The sequence below is a fragment of the Marinobacter sp. P4B1 genome (assembly GCF_001447135.1).
GTDB classification, from domain to species: Bacteria; Pseudomonadota; Gammaproteobacteria; order Pseudomonadales; family Oleiphilaceae; genus Marinobacter; species Marinobacter vinifirmus.
On record NZ_LLXM01000015.1, the window covers coordinates 1,082,162 to 1,099,879 of the forward strand.

The 17,718-nt window shown below is 61.3% G+C and carries 14 protein-coding genes; 7 read left to right on the plus strand and 7 right to left on the minus strand.

Going from position 1 to position 17,718, the window contains the following annotated elements; all coding sequences use genetic code 11:
- Positions 1-11: 11 nt before the first annotated feature.
- From AQ621_RS16510 to AQ621_RS16520, 3 genes are read right to left on the minus strand one after another with little or no spacing between them, the layout of a single operon-like run.
- The gene (locus AQ621_RS16510; RefSeq protein WP_058342312.1) at positions 12-1,559 is read right to left on the minus strand and encodes an ArnT family glycosyltransferase; all 1,548 of its coding nucleotides are present in this window, start codon (positions 1,557-1,559) and stop codon (positions 12-14) included.
- Positions 1,543-2,550: a glycosyltransferase family 2 protein gene (locus AQ621_RS16515; protein WP_058342313.1), complete on the minus strand. Its 1,008-nt coding sequence runs from the start codon at positions 2,548-2,550 to the stop codon at positions 1,543-1,545. The genes AQ621_RS16510 and AQ621_RS16515 overlap by 17 nt, the downstream gene beginning before the upstream one ends.
- Positions 2,522-2,929, minus strand: coding sequence for a GtrA family protein (locus AQ621_RS16520; protein ID WP_011783843.1), 408 nt, complete (start codon positions 2,927-2,929; stop codon positions 2,522-2,524). The genes AQ621_RS16515 and AQ621_RS16520 overlap by 29 nt, the downstream gene beginning before the upstream one ends.
- A 349-nt stretch (positions 2,930-3,278) precedes the next feature.
- Here AQ621_RS16520 and AQ621_RS16525 point away from each other — a divergent pair, with 349 nt between their 5' ends.
- The 7 genes from AQ621_RS16525 to AQ621_RS16555 all read left to right on the plus strand — a co-directional run bounded on the left by AQ621_RS16525 (position 3,279) and on the right by AQ621_RS16555 (position 10,926).
- Positions 3,279-3,866, plus strand: coding sequence for a thermostable hemolysin (locus tag AQ621_RS16525; RefSeq protein WP_413772296.1), 588 nt, complete (start codon positions 3,279-3,281; stop codon positions 3,864-3,866).
- Positions 3,850-6,042, plus strand: a complete 2,193-nt coding sequence (locus tag AQ621_RS16530) for an AMP-binding protein (RefSeq protein WP_058342314.1) — start codon at positions 3,850-3,852, stop codon at positions 6,040-6,042. The genes AQ621_RS16525 and AQ621_RS16530 overlap by 17 nt, the downstream gene beginning before the upstream one ends.
- Positions 6,029-6,811 (plus strand): SDR family oxidoreductase, encoded by a 783-nt coding sequence (locus AQ621_RS16535; RefSeq protein WP_022990577.1) that lies wholly within the window; start codon positions 6,029-6,031, stop codon positions 6,809-6,811. Before AQ621_RS16530 ends, AQ621_RS16535 begins: the two co-directional genes overlap by 14 nt.
- Positions 6,808-7,428 (plus strand): tetratricopeptide repeat protein, encoded by a 621-nt coding sequence (locus tag AQ621_RS16540; protein WP_058342315.1) that lies wholly within the window; start codon positions 6,808-6,810, stop codon positions 7,426-7,428. Before AQ621_RS16535 ends, AQ621_RS16540 begins: the two co-directional genes overlap by 4 nt.
- A gap of 155 nt (positions 7,429-7,583) precedes the next feature.
- Positions 7,584-8,450: an MBL fold metallo-hydrolase gene (locus AQ621_RS16545; RefSeq protein WP_058342316.1), complete on the plus strand. Its 867-nt coding sequence runs from the start codon at positions 7,584-7,586 to the stop codon at positions 8,448-8,450.
- Positions 8,451-8,457: 7 nt separating this feature from the next.
- Positions 8,458-10,179 (plus strand): SulP family inorganic anion transporter, encoded by a 1,722-nt coding sequence (locus AQ621_RS16550; protein WP_058342317.1) that lies wholly within the window; start codon positions 8,458-8,460, stop codon positions 10,177-10,179.
- Positions 10,180-10,266: 87 nt separating this feature from the next.
- Positions 10,267-10,926, plus strand: a complete 660-nt coding sequence (locus tag AQ621_RS16555) for an energy-coupling factor ABC transporter permease (protein WP_022990581.1) — start codon at positions 10,267-10,269, stop codon at positions 10,924-10,926.
- Here AQ621_RS16555 and AQ621_RS16560 read toward each other — a convergent pair.
- The 4 genes from AQ621_RS16560 to AQ621_RS16575 form a co-directional block, all read right to left on the minus strand.
- Positions 10,847-13,024: a GGDEF and EAL domain-containing protein gene (locus tag AQ621_RS16560; protein ID WP_082641131.1), complete on the minus strand. Its 2,178-nt coding sequence runs from the start codon at positions 13,022-13,024 to the stop codon at positions 10,847-10,849. The two genes, AQ621_RS16555 and AQ621_RS16560, sit on opposite strands and share 80 nt — an antisense overlap.
- A 250-nt stretch (positions 13,025-13,274) precedes the next feature.
- The gene (locus AQ621_RS16565; RefSeq protein WP_058342318.1) at positions 13,275-13,808 is read right to left on the minus strand and encodes a response regulator transcription factor; all 534 of its coding nucleotides are present in this window, start codon (positions 13,806-13,808) and stop codon (positions 13,275-13,277) included.
- On the minus strand, positions 13,801-15,075 hold the full coding sequence (locus tag AQ621_RS16570; protein WP_058342319.1) for a sensor histidine kinase: 1,275 nt from the start codon (positions 15,073-15,075) through the stop codon (positions 13,801-13,803). Before AQ621_RS16570 ends, AQ621_RS16565 begins: the two co-directional genes overlap by 8 nt.
- Positions 15,076-15,138: 63 nt before the next feature.
- Positions 15,139-17,712, minus strand: a complete 2,574-nt coding sequence (locus AQ621_RS16575) for a PEP/pyruvate-binding domain-containing protein (protein ID WP_058342320.1) — start codon at positions 17,710-17,712, stop codon at positions 15,139-15,141.
- Positions 17,713-17,718: the final 6 nt, after the last annotated feature.

Sequence of the window (17,718 nt, forward strand, 5' to 3'; positions counted from 1 at the left end):
CCGGTTGGTTTTTAGCTCAAAGGTTGCTGGTGTTTTTCAGTGTAATGGAATGCGGGCAATTTGCGGTCCGAATTACTGTTCCCAGCCGTATTGTTGGTCATCGGTTCCAGCAGGAACAGCTTGTAACGCCGGTTTTCGTCGACCGGATCGGTAATCTGCTGCAACTGGCCAAGTAAGTCATGCTGGTTTTTTCCCACGGCCACCGCCAAAGGTCGCCGCAGAGTTCCATTCGCGAGCTGAAGACGAAGACTTTCCACGTCAATGCTATCGGCTCTGCCTGCGCTGTAAAACCTGGCCGAAAATGGCGGTTCGCCGGTGTACACAAGTCTGGCCGATGAACGCCCGGCCAGCTGGCTGGCGGTCATCACCAGCTCCCGTTCCGTTTTCAGTTGCTCCGGATACAGGTAGACCCAGCCGCTGGCCAGGGTGCCGAGCACGGGGATGAGCAGGCTGGCCGCTACCGTGGGGCGCGGCAGGCGCTGGCCGGTGTCTGGTGTCAGTAATCCCGAGGCAAGCACGGCCACAAAGGGCAGCCCCGGCAGCACATAGGTCCAGAGTATGTTGCCAGCCAGGGTAAAGAATAGGGCCGGAGCTAACGCCGCCAGCACCACCAGGGTGCTGACGTTGTGTTCGCCACTAAGCCAATGCTGCAGTTTGTGAACACCGCGCCAGTGGTGGCGGACCATCCCGGCCATCGCAGCCAGCCCCCAAGGCATGCTGGCAAGCACCAGATAGAGCCAGATAGTGCCCCGGGGGAAATCGTGGGCGCTGCCGTACAGATCACCCTGCCAGCCGCTGACGACAAAACGCTTGATGTGCTCGCCGACAATGAAGTAATCGAGGAAGCCAGGTGTCTTCAGCTCCGCCAGAACATACCAGGGGGCTGAAATCAGCAGGGTCAGGGCCAGGCCGCGCACCCAGGGCAGGCTGTGCCAGAGGGGCTGCCAGCGGTTGAAGGCGAGCGCCCAGAGGAACACCGGCAGGCCAGCCAGCACCAGAACCAGCGGGCCCTTGGCCAGCAGACCAATAGCCAGGCCGATGAAGAACAGCCAGCTCCAGAGCGGCGGGCCCCCTTGCAGGCGAATGACCAGGCTCACCAGTGTGAGGCTGGTGCCAAGCGCCAGAAATGAATCCGTCATTACCGTGCCGGCAGACAGAAATCCCAGTGCGGTGGTGGCGTAGATCAACGCAGCCCAGAGCCCTTGCGTTTTGGCACCGTTGCCGAGCGGCTCGGGATGCAGGTAGCGCCGCAGGCTGTATACCAGCCAGACGATGCCGACGTTGGCCAGCCACGACGGCAGTCGGCCGGCGAATTCGTTGACGCCAAACAGCTTGAACGACAGCGCCTGGGACCAGAACGACAGGGGCGGCTTGCCCCAGAAAGGCACGCCAATATCAAACCACGGCGTAATCCAGTCACCCGTTTCCGCCATGATCCGCGCCATCTCTGCGTAGCGGGGTTCGGTGGTGTCTGCGAACGGCAACAAGGCAGACAGGCCGAGCCTGGCGGCAAGCACCGAGACCAGCAGCCAGAGCAAGGTGTTACTGATTCTGGTCATGTCCGGCCACTCTCAGCAGGGGTTGTGCGTAAGCCATGGCTTCATGGCTGTCTTCCGCCACGATAAAGACCGGGCGTTGCTTGGTTTCCATATAGATGCGCCCGATGTATTCCCCCAGCAAGCCGACACACAGAAGCTGGACGCCGGACAGGAAGGTGACCATGGCGATCAGGGAGGCATACCCCGGTGTTGAAATGCCGAAGACCAGTGCCCGGATTACCTCCCACAGACCCACCGCTCCTCCGGCGCCCGCCGCCAGCAGGCCCAGCACAAGGGCCAGTCGCAGCGGTCGGGTCGAAAAGGAGGTGATGCCTTCCATGGCCAGGTGCACGAGTTTCAGGTAGTTCCACTTGGTGGTGCCTGCGGTTCTGGGGTCGCGGTCGAATTCCAGGGTCACCGTGGGCATACCCACCCAGGCAAACATGCCCTTGAGGTAGCGGTTGCGTTCCGGGAGCTGTTTCAAGGCCTCGACTGTGCGCCGGCTCATCAGCCGGAAGTCGCCGGTATCCACCGGGATCGGAGAATCGCTGATCCGATTGATCAGACGATAGAAAAGGCTGGCCGTGATGCGTTTAAGCCAGCTTTCGCCGGCCCGGGATCGGCGTTTCATCAGCACGACATCGGCCCCTTTGCGCCATTCGGCAAGCATGTCGGGAATCAGTTCGGGGGGATCCTGAAGGTCTGCATCCATAAGCACCACGGCCTCGCCGCGGGCGTGCTCCAGGCCGGCCGAGACTGCCGCCTCCTTGCCGAAGTTTCGGGACAACTGCAAGACACGGATTTCTGGCTGCCGTTGCCTGGCGGCCATCAGAATGGCGACCGAATCATCCCGACTGCCGTCGTCGACAAACAGCAGCTCAAAGCTGCCGTCGAGCTTTTGCCCGGTTGTCCAGAGTCGAGCCAGCAGGGCCGGGAGCACTTCAGCCTCGTTGTGGACCGGAATAACTATGCTCAGCATAGGTTCAGGGGAGCTTGAGCGTTGTTTTTTCATGGAAAACAAACCTCTTGGCAAAGAAGTAATTGGCAACCGTGACGAGTGCCGTGGCCAGGAACTGTGCTGACAGGACTTTGAGGCCAGCCAGGCTGAGAACGGAGAAGCTGAAAAGGTTCAGGGTCCAGCCCAGACTGGCTGCCGCCAGGTATCGCGGCATCGCGACTCGGTGCGGCAGGTTCGAGGCAAACGCGTACTGATGCTGGGCCACGTAGTTGAAAACCAGTCCGGCCGTGGCTCCGGTTGCTGTTGCTAGCCTGGGGTCAAGCCCGGCCTGAACCAGCAGGCCCATCATCAGCCAATGCAACAGCGTGGCCAGTCCGCCGGCTGCAAGGAAACGGGCAAGTCGGCGTTGAAAAAAATGGCGAGCTTTGGGCATAGGTGTTTGCGTCTGTGTCGATTGTTTTCGGGATAGCCCCGAGGTTGGCCGCAATCTACCCCTCCTTTCTTAAGTGAGCCTTAACCGTGCAGGCACAGAAACCTTAAGGCGCTCTTAAGGTTGCTGTGGTGCCGTCTTAAGACTGGTTTAAGCCAGCCTTTCTAATCTGTCAGCCATGACCCTGCGTCCGTCTGGGCCAGGAAAAGCAAGCAGAGAGAAAGCAGCCATGACTGATCCGTTAACAATGTCGACCTGTTGTCCTCCGGATTCCGGGCAGTTGGTTCCGGCCGTCCGTTGTGCTGGCCGGTGGTTTTGCGAAATCCAGTCCAACACGCCATTGGCTCACACGGTGTCGGATTTCATTCGGCGCCGCTTCCTCCACGCGTACGGGGCCAAGCCTTCCCTGCGTATTCCACGGCTTCTGGCCCTGACAACCGCTCAGGGAACGCTGCTGGCCGCCGTTGGCGTGCGCAATGCGGAACAGGAACGGCTTTTTCTGGAGGATTACCTGTCGGTGCCGGTGCAAACACTGATGCCGGAACCGGGAACAAGGCGCAGCGGTATTGCCGAAATTGCCCACCTGGCCGGGGTGGAAGCCGGGGTCAGCCGCTATCTGTTCGCCTCGCTCTCAGTGTGGTTGGATGCTGCCGGCTATGACTGGGTGGTGTGTACCGGTACCGACCAGCTGCGCAACAGTTTCCATCGGCTCGGCATCGCCACGCAGGTGCTGGCGGATGCCGACCCTTCAAAATTGCCGGATGGCGGCGCTGGTTGGGGTCGCTATTACGACCATCATCCGGTGGTGATGACCATCAAGGTCGCTGATGGTATGGCGGCCTTGCGCGCCGCCGGCTTGTTGAAGCTGGTGCAGCCGGTTGTTGCGGCCGAGGATAAACCGCAGGCGGATCTCGGAGGTGCCTATGGCCGCCTTGCTTGATCTCCTGTCTCAGCGGGTCCGGCAACATCCGGAGCGCATTGCACTGCAGGGGCCAGACGCCAGTTTCAGTTATCAGCAGCTATGGCGGGCGGCGCAGTTGGTGGCCGGGCAGTTGCGGAGCCTGGGCGTGAAACGCATCGGCCTGTGTGGCGACAACACCCCGGCATGGGTGGTTGCGGACCTGGCTTGTCTGATGGCGGCCGTGGTGTGTGTACCGGTGCCGGTGTTTTTTTCCAGAAGCCAGACCGAGCACCTGATTCAGCGGGCCGGGCTGGATGCCCTGGTATTCAGTGGCGAAGCAGAACAGGCGGAGATGATCGGTCATGGCGTCTGGTTGAGACATTTGCCGGTGTCCCCTGCTGCCTCCTGGATGCCGGAACACACCGCCAAGATTACCTTCACCTCCGGCAGTACTGGTACCCCCAAGGGCGTGTGCCTGTCGGCGCAGCAGCTGGCGGCGACCGCCGGTGCGCTGCAGCAGCGGCTGGAAGGTGTGGAGCTGGAGCAACACCTGTGCATTCTGCCGCTGGCAACCCTGCTGGAGAACATTGCCGGGGTTTACCTGCCCCTGCTGATGGGCGCCACGGTGACGGTTGCCCCGTTGCAAACCCTGGGCATGACTGGCAGCAGCGGCCTGGAACTGGGTCAGCTGGTGGCCGGCCTGAATCAGCACCAGCCCCATTCGGTGATTCTGGTGCCGGAGCTGGCCATGGCGCTGGTCAATGCCGCCGAGCAGGGTTCGCTGGCCACGGATTCGTTTCGTTTCCTGGCCGTTGGTGGTGGCCGGGTTTCACCGGATTTGCTGGCCCGTGGCCGGGCGATGAATTTGCCCCTGTATGAAGGTTATGGCTTGTCTGAGTGTGGCTCGGTGGTGGCCCTGAATGTACCGGGCGTGGAGCGGGAGGGCACTGTGGGCCGGCCGCTTTCGCATGTACAGGTTCAGGTGGACGACAATCGGCGGATTCTGGTGCGGGGCAACACCCATCTGGGTTATCTGGGCGACGAGCCCGAAGATGATGGCTGGCTGGACACCGGAGACCTTGGGGCGATCAGCCCGGAGGGCTTCTTGGCTGTTAACGGCCGCGCCAAGAACCTGATCATTACCAGTTTTGGCCGCAACATCAGCCCGGAATGGCTGGAGAGCGAGCTGGTACAGGCCGTGGGCGCCGCCCAGGCCGTGGTGTTTGGTGATGGCGAACCACAACCCAGCGCCTTGCTGGTGGTTCGGGATGGTCGTGGCCCTGACAAGCTGCGGGCAGCCCTGACGGCACTCAATGCCGGCTTGCCCGACTACGCCCGCTTGCAGGCCGTGTACATCCGCCGGCAACCCCTGACCCAGGCCGAAGGCCATATCACCGCCAACGGCCGCCCGGTGCGGCATCAGATTCAGGCTGACCTGCCCATGCTCATGGCTGAAGCCTTTCCCCTTTTTATGAATCTTTCTGTGCCTGCGGGCACTTCTCCCCAACAGACAACGCCAGGAGTCTCCAACATGGCATTTTTTGACCGACTGCAATCCGAAACCGAACAGGCCCGGGCCCATGTCACCGGAGCCCCGGTGATTCAAGCCATCCAGGAGGGTCGCTTTGACCTTGAAGGCTACACCTGGTTTCTGACCCAGGCCTACCACCACGTGAAACACACGGTACCGCTGATGATGGCTTGCGGCGGGCGGCTCCCTGAGCGGCTGGAGTTTGTGCGCAAGGCGCTGGTGGAATACATCGAGGAAGAATACGGCCACCACGAGTGGATCCTGAACGACCTGGAAGCCTGTGGTGAAGACAAGGAAGCCATCCGCCATGGCCAGCCGGATACCTCCATCGAGCTGATGGTGGCATACCTGTACGACCGCATCCAGCGCGGCAACCCGGCCGCCTTTTTCGGCATGGTTCAGGTACTGGAAGGCACCTCCATCGAACTGGCCACGCCGCTGGGCGAAGCCATCCAGAAACAGCTGGGCCTGCCTGACCAGGCCTTCAGCTATCTGTATTCTCACGGCGCACTGGACCAGGAGCACTTCGAGTTTTTCCGCAACCTGATGGACAGCATTACAGATCCGGACGACCAGCAGGTCATCATCGAGTCGGCCCGCATGGTGTATCGACTTTACGGCGACATGCTGCACAGCATTCCGCTGCCGGCCAGTAACAAGGAGCAGCGCCATGAGGCTGCATGACCGAACCTTTCTGCTGCTGGGCGGCACTGGCGGCATTGGCCAGGCCCTGATCAGCCCCCTGGTGGAAAGTGGTGCCCGGGTGATTGTGGCGACCCGCCATCCCGAGCGGCTGGAAAAGCGCGCAGGCGTTTCCCCGGTGCACCTGGAGCTGGCCAGCCTGGAACTGGACCGGCAACTGCAACAGCTGACCGAGGTGTATCCGGATATTGATGGCGTGATCCACTGCGCCGGCCAGAACCGCTTTGCGGCGCTGGAGGGCATGGCGGTCAGCGACCTGGACGCCCAGCTCATGGTCAACCTGCGTTCCGCCATGCTGGTCGCCCGGCATTTTGTCCCGCGGTTCCGTAAAGCGGGGATGGGCGGCCTGGTGTTTGTGGGTTCCACCTTCGGCAGTATCGGGTTCCCGGGCTACACCGCTTACTGTGCCAGCAAATTCGGCCTGCGCGGCTTTACCGAAGCCCTGCGCCGGGAGCTGGCGGATACCCCGGTGCAGGTGGTGTACGTGGCCCCCAGGGCGACCGCCACGGCCATGAACCCGGAGCCGGTGAACGAGTTGAACCGGGCGCTGGGCAATGCCATGGACGCTCCGGAAACCGTGGCGGCCCAGATTCTTCAGGCCATGGAAAAGGATGAGCGCCGGCGCTTCCTGGGCTGGCCGGAAAAACTGTTTGTGGTGATCAACGGCATCCTGCCGAAGATGGTGGATAAAGCCATGTTGAAACAACTGCCGGTCATCCGGCGCTTTCTGGATTCAGGAGCAATGTCATGAAGTGGATAGCAATGATGTTGGCCAGTGTCCTGGCCATGCCTCTGTGGGCTCAGGACATACAGGCTGAGCTGGTGCACATTCAGCAACGCTGGGCCGAGATCCAGTATCAGTTGCCCGAGGACGACAGGGAAAAGGCGTTTGAAGCACTGGCCAGGGACGCTGAGACCTTTGTCGCCGATTACCCGGGCCGGGCCGAACCGCTGATCTGGCAGGGTATTGTGCTCAGCACCTACGCTGGCGCCAAAGGCGGTCTGGGCGCCCTGGGGCTGGTAAAAGAGGCCAGGGCTTCACTGGAAGCGGCACTGGACATCGATCCAGAGGCACTGGATGGCTCGGCCTATACGTCTCTGGGTAGTCTATACTACCAGGTGCCGGGTTGGCCGCTGGGGTTCGGGGATGACAGCAAGGCGCGGAGTTATCTGCAAAAAGCCCTGGCGATCAACCCTGATGGCATTGATGCCAATTATTTTTTCGGGGATTTTCTGCTGGATCAGGATGAGCCGGAGCGGGCGCGGGTGTACCTGGAAAAAGTACTGTCGGCGCCAGGCAGGCCGGGTCGTGAGCTGGCAGATGACGGTCGCCGCCGCGAGGCCACACAGCTTCTCGGGCAACGCTGAGCAAACACCCTGCCGGGGGCCGGAACGTGTTCCGGTGCCCGGTGTGATGCATCGAGCTTATCGCCTATATAAGAAAACAGAATTTCACCTTATATATCGTTTCAGTATATCCTTAGATCAAATCATAGATATCGGCGACATCCAAGGTGAATACCATGACTCAGCCTATCGTTCAGCATTTCTTCGACGAACCCACCAATACGTTCAGTTACGTGGTGCGTGATCCGGACAGTCAGGCCTGTGCCATCCTGGATTCGGTGCTGGATTTCGACTACGCCGCCGGCCGCACCGACGTGCGCTCTGCAGACGAGATCATCCTGTACGTTCGAGACAACAACCTGACGGTTGAGTGGATTCTGGAGACCCATGTACACGCAGACCACCTGTCGGCAGCACCCTATCTGCACGAACATCTTGGCGGAAAGACGGGAATTGGCGCAAAAATCGTCGACGTTCAGGAAATCTTTGGCAAGGCCTTTAATGCCGGGACCGAATTTGCACGCGATGGCAGCCAGTTCGACCAGCTGTTTGAGGAAGGCGATACCTTCACCATTGGCAACCTCGAAGGCTATGTGCTGCACACTCCGGGCCACACACCGGCGTGCCTGACCTACGTTATCGGCGATGCCGCCTTCGTGGGCGACACCCTGTTCATGCCGGACTACGGTACTGCCCGCTGCGATTTCCCGGGTGGCGATGCCCGCACACTGTACCAGTCGATCCAGAAGGTACTGGCGCTGCCGGAACAGACCCGCATTTTCCTGTGCCACGATTACAAGGCGCCGGGTCGGGATGAGTACCACCACATGACCACGGTGGCTGAACAGCGTGAAGCCAATGTGCATGTCCACCAGGGCATTTCGGAAGACGAGTTTGTGAAGATGCGTACTGAACGGGACGCCACCCTTGATATGCCCCGGCTGATTCTGCCTTCTGTTCAGGTGAACATGAGGGCCGGGCACATGCCGCCGGCGGAAGACAACGGTCAGGTGTACCTGAAAGTTCCGGTTAACCGGTTCTGAGCCGGGTATGAACCTGAAACGCTACTTGCCCATTCTGCAATGGGCGCCGCGCTACAATCGCGATCAGGTCACCAGTGATCTGATCGCGGCTGTGATCGTCACGGTCATGCTGATCCCGCAGTCGTTGGCCTATGCCCTGTTGGCAGGCCTGCCTGCCCATGTCGGGCTCTATGCCAGTATCCTGCCCCTGGTGATCTATGCCGTGTTTGGTACCAGCCGGACATTGTCTGTCGGGCCGGTAGCCGTGGCTTCGTTGATGACCGCGGCCGCTCTGGCGCCACTGGCTGAGGCCGGTACGCCGGAATACCTCGCCGGAGCCGTTCTGCTGGCGGTGATGTCGGGCCTGATGCTGACGGTAATGGGGGTGATGAAGCTTGGCTTTATGGCCAATTTCCTCAGCCACCCGGTAATCTCGGGATTCATTACCGCATCGGGGATTGTGATTGCGGCCAGTCAGCTCAAGCACCTGTTTGGTATCCAGTCGTCCGGGCACAACCTGATCGATATTGTCGGATCGTTGTTCGGCGCTCTGGGTGATACCAATATGCCTACCCTTCTGGTGGGCACCGGGGCATTGTTGTTCCTGATCTGGTCCCGCCGTTACCTGAAACCGGTGCTGAAGAGGCTGGGGCTGGCACCGCGCGCGGCAGACATCATTACCAAAACTGCACCGATCCTGGCGGTGGTGGTGACCACCCTGGTGGCCTGGGCCCTGAGACTGGATGAGCAGGGGGTAAGGCTGGTGGGTGACATACCCTCTGGCTTGCCTGTTTTCACCATGCCCAGCCTGGATCCGTCCCTGTGGTCCCAGTTGGCGGTAAGCGCCCTGCTGATCAGTGTGGTGGGCTTTGTGGAGTCGGTATCGGTAGGCCAAACCCTGGCCGCCAAGCGCAGGCAGCGCATCGACCCGGACCAGGAACTGATCGGGCTGGGAACCGCCAATCTGGGCTCCGGATTCTCCGGTGGCATGCCGGTAACCGGTGGCTTCTCCCGCTCGGTGGTCAATTTTGATGCCGGCGCGGAAACACCGGCTGCGGGGGCTTACACGGCTGTAGGTATTGCCCTGGCTACCCTGTTCCTGACTCCGGCTATCGCCTGGTTGCCCCAGGCGACGCTGGCAGCAACCATTATCGTGGCGGTGGCAACACTGATCGACCTGCCGGCGCTGGCTCGCACCTTCCGGTATTCCCGTACCGACTTTGGCGCCATGCTGGCCACCATTGTGCTGACCCTGGTTCACAGCGTGGAGGCAGGCATTATTGCCGGGGTGGCGCTGTCCATCGGGTTGTTCCTGTATCGAACCAGTCGGCCCCACAGTGCCGTGGTAGGGCGGGTGCCGGGCACCGAGCATTTCCGCAACGTGCTGCGCCATGATGTGGAGCTTTGCCCGAAGGTGACGTTCCTGCGTGTGGACGAAAGCCTGTATTTTGCCAATGCCCGGTTCCTTGAGGAAACGGTGATGGACCTGATCACCCGGGAGCCGGAACTGACAGACCTGGTGCTGGTGTGCCCCGCGGTGAACCTGATTGATGCCTCGGCGCTGGAAAGCCTCGAAGCCATCAACGAGCGCCTGCACGATGCCGGCGCAAGGCTGCACCTGTCGGAGGTGAAAGGCCCGGTGATGGACCGGCTCAAGTGCACGGAGTTTCTGGAACACCTGGGCGGTGGCGTGTACCTGAGCACCTATGAGGCCTGGCAGGCACTCACCAACCGGCCGGCGATCGCATGATCTGAGCGCAGTGATCCCATTGACCGGCGCGGGGGTATGTTGAACACTGCCCCCGTGTTTCTTGGCGCTAGTAACCGGTGACCACTGATGGGAATGACTGACAACCTGCTCTCCACTGGCCAGTGGCTGTTCACGGCACTGCTGTTTGTGCTGGTTCTGATTGCCGCCCTCCGGTCCGTGGACTGGCGGGCCTTCCGCAACGATGACGCGGCCCAGCACACGCTGTTTGGCGCTGCGGTGGTGTTGGGGTTTGTCTGGCAGTTAAGGGCGGGGATATCGCCCGGGCTGGCCATTCATATTTTCGGTATCACTGTGATTACCCTGATGGTGGGCTGGGCCCTGGCAGTGCTCGCCGGCCTGCTGGCGCTGGTGATTACGGTGATTACCGGGCGCGAACCGCTGATGATGTTTGCCGCCAACGGGCTGGTCACTGTGATGGTGCCGGCCCTGGTGAGCCACGGCATCATGCTGTGGGAGCGTCGGCGTAACTTCCGAAATTTCTTCGCTTATATCTTCTTTTGCGGGTTCTTTGGTGCCGGGCTGTCAGTGGCGGCGGCCGGGGTGGTGATGTGTTTGCTGCTCTGGACCAGCGGAGCCTATAGTTTCGACATGCTGGTGCACGAATACCTGCGCTACCTGCCGCTGTTCATGATTCCCGAAGGCTTTATCAACGGAGCGTTTGTGACCGGCCTGATGGTGTTCCATCCCGACCGGTTGAGCACCCTGGACCAGCGCCGGTATCGCTAGCGGGGGGCTCCGACTGGGCCTTGCAGGAGGCATTCTCCCGCCACATGGCCAGCCAGCGCAGCACCTCGGAAGCCGGCATGGGCCGGGCCACGGCATAGCCTTGCACCAGGTTGCAGCCCATGGCCATGAGCGCTTCGGCCTGGGCCATGGTTTCCACGCCTTCGGCCAGGGTCGGTTTCTCGAAGCGCTGGGCCATGAAAATCACACTTTCCACAATCGCCCGGTCGCTGTCGTCCTGCAGCATGTCGCGGATGAAACTCTGGTCGATCTTGATCATGTTGATCGGCAGGGTGCGCAGGTAAGTCAGGGATGAGAACCCGGTTCCGAAATCATCCAGGGCAACCTGGAGGCCCAGGGTCTGGCACTTTGCCAGTACGTTCTCGGCGCGCTGAATGTCTTCCAGGGCGGTGGATTCCAGCACTTCCAGTGTGATCTGTTCCGGATTTACCTCCGGGTGGCTCTGGAGGTAGCTTTCCAGGTAGTGCACAAAGCTCCGGTCCATCAGGTGCGGTGCGCCGATGTTAATGCTCACCGCAAGCTGCTCACCGGCCTCGTTCCACAGGTTCATCTGGTGGATGGCTTCTTTCAGCACCCAGCTGCCCAGCGGTACTTCCAGATGGCTGTTCTCTACCGCAGGCAGGAACTCCCCGGGCGTGGTCAGGCCCCTGGTCGGGTGGTTCCAGCGAATCAGGGCTTCAAAGCCCACGACCTGGCAGTCTGCCAGCCGCACCTGGGGCTGGAAATACAGTTCGAATTCGTTGTGCTCCAGCGCATTGCCGATTTCCACCAGCTGGTTGCGGCGCTGGCGCCGGAAGGCGTCTTCACCCGGGTCGAAAATGTGGAACTGGTTACGGCCTTTTTCCTTGGCCGCGTACATGGCCTGGTCGGCGTGGCGGATAAGGCCTTCGGCGTCGGTGTTATCGTCCGGATAAATGGCGGCGCCCAGGCTGGCGGTGACCGTAATAAAGGTATCCGCCACCGGGATCGGCTGACTCACTTCCGCCAGCAGTCGCTGATAGACGATTTCCGGGTTGTCGCTCTGAACCAGGATGACAAACTCGTCGCCGCCGATCCGCGCGATGGTGTCGCCCCGGCGCAGACTGTGGGCCAGGCGGTCGGCCACGGTTTTCAGGGCCTTGTCGCCGGCGTCGTGGCCGAATTCGTCGTTGATGGCTTTGAAACCGTCAATGTCCAGGTAACACACCGAGAGCGAACGTTTCTGGCGGTCGGCGTGCTGGCGGGCCGTGTGAAGACGTTCCACCAGCAACTGCCGGTTGGGTAGGCCGGTGAGTTCATCGTAGTTAGCAGCCCGGTCCAGGTCCCGGGCATGGTTTTTCAGTGCGGTGATGTCGGAAAACGACGCCACGTGGAAATATTGCCCCGGCTCCTCCAGGTGAACCCGGCTGACCGACAACAACTCCACATATTCCTCACCATTCTTGCGCCGGTTCCACAGCTCGCCACGCCAGAAATCGTTTTGCTCGATAGAGCGCCACATGGACTGGTAGTAGGCCTTGGAGTGCCGGCCGGAGCTGAGAATGTTCGGGTTCAGGCCCAGCACTTCTTCCCGGCTGTAGCCGGTGATGCGGGCGAAGGCCGGGTTCACATCCATGATGCGGTTGTGCTTGTCGGTGATCAGGATGGCCTCGTGGCTGCGGTCGAATACGCTGGCGGCAATGCGCAGGCCCCGCTCACCGTGCTTGCGGTCGGAAATATTGGTCTGGATGATGACAAAACCCGGGTCTACGCCCTCTGCTTTGCCGATCGGCATGCTGCAGGTGTGTACCCAATACGGGGTGCCGCTGGCGGTGTAGTGCAGGATGTCTTCTTCGAAGGGTTCGCCGTTGGCGAAGTGCGCCCGGATGCGGGCGACGGTTTCCTTGTCGGTGCCGGTTCCGGGTAACAGGTCAAACGGCTTTTTGCCCCGGATATCGGTCAGGGGGTAACCGGTATGGGCCTCAAACGCGCCGTTTACCCATTCGATGCGGGCCTCGCCATCCAGGATCAGCACCATGTTGCTGGTGGTGGTGGCCACCAGTGCCAGCCGGGCCGGGGAAATATCAGCAGTTGGTGCGATGTGTTCGGGACCTTTGGGCATCTCGGGTAAATCCGGTAATTGGCGGTTGGCTCTCCTCCCTGTGAGTGCGCCGGAAAGTATAGCAATCGCAATCAGTTTAACCGTCCGTAGAGGCCGAGATGGCCGCAGTGACAGTCAGCGGATTATCCATTTATTGCAAAAGTCAGGCGCCGCGCAATCCTAGCGTATACGCGAATTGCGGGCATTACACATTAGTCTGACGGAATTGATGTCCGTCAAAATCGTGTGGATTGAATAGCTTGCGTTGGGGTTATTGGCGCCAGCGGGAGTGTTTTTGCAGCTTCCTTTGCAGGGTGCGGCGGTGCATGTTCAGGGCCCGGGCCGTCGCCGAGATGTTGCCCTCGTGCTCATTCAGCACCCGCTGGATGTGTTCCCATTCCATTTCTTCCACCGAGGGTGGCTCCGGGCGCAATTCAGGCGGGGCTTCCAGCGGTTCAAAGCCACTGATCAGCTGCTGTACGGTCACCGGTTTGCACAGGTAGTTGGCAGCCCCCCGGCGCATGGCCTCCACGGCAGTGGCAATGCTGCCGTAGCCGGTGAGCACCAGTACGTCCAGGTCCGGGTTGGTGTCGAGAAGTTCCGGCAGCAACTGCAGTCCGCTCTCGCCGGCCAGGTTCAGGTCGAGCACGCAGCGGCGGATGTTGTGGGCATCCAGCGCATCCATGGCGCTGTCGTGGTTGCTGGCGGTGATGGCCTCGATACCCTGCCGGGCCAGGGAGCGGCTCAGCACCTGCAGGAAGGCCTGGTCGTCATCAACAATCAGCCACTGTTCCTGTTCAGACATATTCCGGCTCTCCTGCAGTGGATGTCACGGCCTTTGGCAAATCGATCACCATGGTGGTTCCGGTATTGCCGGTTCGGGCTTTCAGGTTGCCGCCCAGCCGCTGGATGGTGGCATTAGACAAAAACAGGCCAACTCCCAGACCGTTCCTGGAATCGACTATGTCTTCGCCGGGTGCTCCGGCCAGGGCGGCCTCCAACCCTTCACCGTGGTCTTCGACCACAATCTCTATGCGGCCGTTATCGGTTTGCCGACTGCTGACTGCTACCCACTGGGGGCTGGCGGTCAGGGCATTGGCCAACAGGTTCAGGATGGCCTGGTCGAGGGTGGCGTCGACCGCAATGCGGGCATCGGGATGATCCTTTGCCCACTGGATAGGGCCGGACGGCCACAGCAGGGTGGCGGATTCCCGCAACCTGGCCAGCCACTCACCTACTGGCAGGGTTTCCAGTTGGGCGGTCTTGGCTTCTACGGCGGTTTTGGTGAGCTGCTGCAGGTGGCTGCTGCACAGCATCACCTGCTGGCCCATCATGTCCAGGTCTTCTTCCAGCTCCGGGTTGCCCTGGCCGCCGTGGGAACGGATTTCGTCCAGTAGCAAGGTCATGGTGTTCAGTGGCGTGCCGAGCCGGTGTGCAACCGCCGCCGCCGAGAGGCCAAGGGCGATTACCTGCTCATCCCGCAACCGGTTTTCCCGGAACCGGGACAGCTGGCTTTGCTGGTGTCGCAGGCGACGGGCCAGGGTGCCCACCACTAGCAGCAGAATGCCGGCGGTCAGGGCAAAGGTTACCCACATGCCGACAAGGTGTAGCTGGGCCAGGTCGCCGCCGTGGTGATCGTGCACCACCGGGGTGTGCCAGATGACCAGGGCGGTGTACACGGCAATGCCGGTGAGCGTTAGCGCAATACTCTGGCGGGTTGGTACCAGGATAATGGCCACGGCAATGGGCAGCAGCAACACCGACACCAGCGGATTGGTATAGCCACCGGTGTAGAACAGCCAAAGACCGATCAGGATCAGGTCCGTGGCCAGGGTCAGGCTGACCGGAACCGAGGATTCGGGCGGTTTGCGGTTGAACCAGAGCCAGCCAAGGGTGGCCAACACGCCGTACAGCAGGCAAACCAGCAGGGCCTCGGCCCGGTGCGCCAGGGTGATGACGGATTCGGCAACGGCAATAGCCACCAGTTGCGTGGTGATGATGGCCAGCCGCATGCCCAGCAGGTAGCGGGCAGCCTGGCGAAAACCGGTCTGAGAGTGAGTGAGCCATTCCATGAGGGCATTCTAGCAGCAAGCGGCTGCGGCGCACCTGAACAACGTGCGACCTTTTGTCAGGGGTCAATCGGTGAAATAACACACCAGTTGCTGGCTTACCACATCGCCGGTCAGTTGCAGCTGGCCCCGGGTGATGTGATGGACTTCCACGGCTTCTGCAGCTTGCCCAGCCATTCCTGAAAGCTGGCAGGGTGGCAGGCGATCAGGGTGGTACTGGCAGTGGGCGGTATCCGGGAACAGGGCCGCATAGGCTATGCCGGTTTCCACCAGGTCCTGGAAGAAATGCGAACCGTAGGACAGGTCCGGCACCATGTCGCCGGCGTTTTCTGACACTTCCACCAGCGCGGCCACGCCGGCAATGTCGGAAAACCGCACCGGAACACCCAGTTCCGGGCTGCTGGTGCCCCAGCGACCGGGGCCGACCAGCATCGTGGCTTCGGCCGAAGCCCGCACGGTTTCACCGACCAGCCGTGCTACCTCGTAGCGCTCATTGGTATTCAGGCCGGCATAGATGGCGGCGTTTACCCGGATCACCCTTGTGATGGCCAGGTTGATGTTGCCGCCCATGAAATGGCCCCGGGTCCGGAACAGCAGCCGGGGCTCGGGCAGCGGGTCCGGAATCTGCACCGGGCCGGTTTCGCCAATGGTGGCCAGTGGGCGGCATTGCACCAGGTTGAAAGACGGCTCTCCCTCGGCATTCAGATGCAGGGTAAATTCCACATCCACCGGATGCCGGTAACCGGCTTCCAGGGTGGCCAGCAGGCTCGATAGCCGGTTGATAAACCGGCTGCCCTGCACCAGTGGCCGGAAGGTCAGGCGCCAGACCGGGCCATCAAGGCCGATCTGCTCGGCCCTGGCGGTGGCGTCCCGGTCGATTTCGGCAAGGTGGTTCATGGGCAGGTTTGGCGCAGATGGAAGCATCTGGCTCAGGGGCCGGGTTTCGAGGCCCCCGGTTTCCAGGTCCAGCAGGTCCACCAGGTGCTGGGAGAACCGGAAGCTTTCGTCCTGGTTGCGGAACGGTTGCCGGGTGGGATGGTCCAGTGCCATCACGCAGGCGTGGTCGCCTTCAATACGGTCCACCGCCCGGGTGCCCAGGCCCATCACCAGTCGCACCATGCCGGCTTTCGGGTCCATGTTGCTGTCCCAGGCAAAGGTGTTGCGGGACACCCCCACGCCGGCGGCATCCGGCAGGTAGTAGCGGGTGTGGAACCGGCCGTTTACCCGCTGGATCAGCAGTGCCATGGGTTCTTCCCGCTGGTCCAGGCCCCGCTGTTTGCGGTATACCAGCGCATCTTTGCTCATGGACGATGCATACACCTGCCGGATGGCATCTTCCAGCGAGGCCAGTCGCTGTTCGGGCGAGCCCTGGTTGACCAGGAACACGCTGTCGTACTTGCCCGCAAAGGCATTGCCGAAACCGTCTTCCTGCAGGCTGGATGAGCGCACCAGGATCGGGTACTGGCCGTAGTGGTCCAGCAGGCGCTCCAGGTCTGCCCGGATTTCATCGGGAAAGCGGCCTTGCAGAATACCGTTTTGCAGGGCCGGGGCTTCTGCCAGGTAACCGGTGGCGGAGCGCTGGCGCATGATCGCCGGCCACAGGCCGTTGTGCACCAGGAAGGCATAGTAAGCATCGGTGCCCAGATAGCTGGAGTCGTGGGGTTCCAGCATCTCCTGCCATTGTTGCGGATCGTCTTTCAGCAGGATGTTCCGGGCAATCAGCATGCCCGTAGCCTTACCGCCGATATAGCCGCTGCCCACCAGCCGGCCGCGGATGGCCAGCAGGTCTTCCAGCGAGAGATAACGGCGGGCCAGTTCCAGTATCTGCGGGTCCCGGCTGACCAGAACCTGCAGCACCTGCTCCTGAAGGTTGGCAATGGCGGCGTCGTCGTTTTCGGACAGGGCCCGGCTGGCGTCCTGGAACAATCGGTCCCAGTAATCCAGAAGGGGCTGCCGGTGCAGGCTTTCCTGTTCCAGGCTGGCCTGTAACCGGGTGGCATCGCTGCTGTCGGTAATCGGGCAGAATTGGCCGTTATGCTCCCGGTGGGGCAGGAACATGGTGGGCGATTGCCGGCGCCAGGCCTTGATTGGCTGTACCTGCACATTGTCGCCATGGCGGCGAACGTCCAGCATTACCTGTGTAGTCTGGCGGATTCTGTCCAGGGTCATCCGGGAGTGGCGCTCCGGGTGCAGGGCAAACCAGGCCACGGTATCCAGCTCGAACAGGTACGGACATACCACCCGGAAGAAATTACCCACCATGGCGTCGGTGGCCCAGGCATTGAGCAGCTCGCTCAGGCTGTCACAGACGTAGAACGCGCCGCGACCGTGTTGCTCGATCAGGTGCCAGACCCGGCTGGTGAAGCTTTCAAACCCGCCAAGGGCGTCGATTTCGATCGTGCGAACGGCAGGGTGGTTTTCAATGATCGGCGGATGGTCGCCAAACCGGAGGTAGAGAATCTGCCGGCCGGCATCGGCGGCGGCATCAACGAAGGGAAGGACGAATCGGCGATAGTCATCAAGGTGGGAGACCCGCCAGACAACGTTATCGCCGATTCTGAGGTAATCCAGAACCTCGTCCAGTCCGGCCAGACCGGTAGATACCCGGTCTTCGGACTGGCGAGGTTCTTCGCCGTTCATGGCAGG

What these genes read in the sequence shown, in the direction of transcription:
- AQ621_RS16510 (WP_058342312.1), bottom strand. Translation starts at nt 1,559, where the DNA reads ATGACCAGAATCAGTAACACCTTGCTCTGGCTGCTGGTCTCGGTGCTT.
- AQ621_RS16515 (WP_058342313.1), bottom strand. Translation starts at nt 2,550, where the DNA reads ATGAAAAAACAACGCTCAAGCTCCCCTGAACCTATGCTGAGCATAGTT.
- AQ621_RS16520 (WP_011783843.1), bottom strand. Translation starts at nt 2,929, where the DNA reads ATGCCCAAAGCTCGCCATTTTTTTCAACGCCGACTTGCCCGTTTCCTT.
- AQ621_RS16530 (WP_058342314.1), top strand. Translation starts at nt 3,850, where the DNA reads ATGGCCGCCTTGCTTGATCTCCTGTCTCAGCGGGTCCGGCAACATCCG.
- AQ621_RS16535 (WP_022990577.1), top strand. Translation starts at nt 6,029, where the DNA reads ATGAGGCTGCATGACCGAACCTTTCTGCTGCTGGGCGGCACTGGCGGC.
- AQ621_RS16540 (WP_058342315.1), top strand. Translation starts at nt 6,808, where the DNA reads ATGAAGTGGATAGCAATGATGTTGGCCAGTGTCCTGGCCATGCCTCTG.
- AQ621_RS16545 (WP_058342316.1), top strand. Translation starts at nt 7,584, where the DNA reads ATGACTCAGCCTATCGTTCAGCATTTCTTCGACGAACCCACCAATACG.
- AQ621_RS16550 (WP_058342317.1), top strand. Translation starts at nt 8,458, where the DNA reads ATGAACCTGAAACGCTACTTGCCCATTCTGCAATGGGCGCCGCGCTAC.
- AQ621_RS16555 (WP_022990581.1), top strand. Translation starts at nt 10,267, where the DNA reads ATGGGAATGACTGACAACCTGCTCTCCACTGGCCAGTGGCTGTTCACG.
- AQ621_RS16560 (WP_082641131.1), bottom strand. Translation starts at nt 13,024, where the DNA reads ATGCCCAAAGGTCCCGAACACATCGCACCAACTGCTGATATTTCCCCG.
- AQ621_RS16565 (WP_058342318.1), bottom strand. Translation starts at nt 13,808, where the DNA reads ATGTCTGAACAGGAACAGTGGCTGATTGTTGATGACGACCAGGCCTTC.
- AQ621_RS16570 (WP_058342319.1), bottom strand. Translation starts at nt 15,075, where the DNA reads ATGGAATGGCTCACTCACTCTCAGACCGGTTTTCGCCAGGCTGCCCGC.
- AQ621_RS16575 (WP_058342320.1), bottom strand. Translation starts at nt 17,712, where the DNA reads ATGAACGGCGAAGAACCTCGCCAGTCCGAAGACCGGGTATCTACCGGT.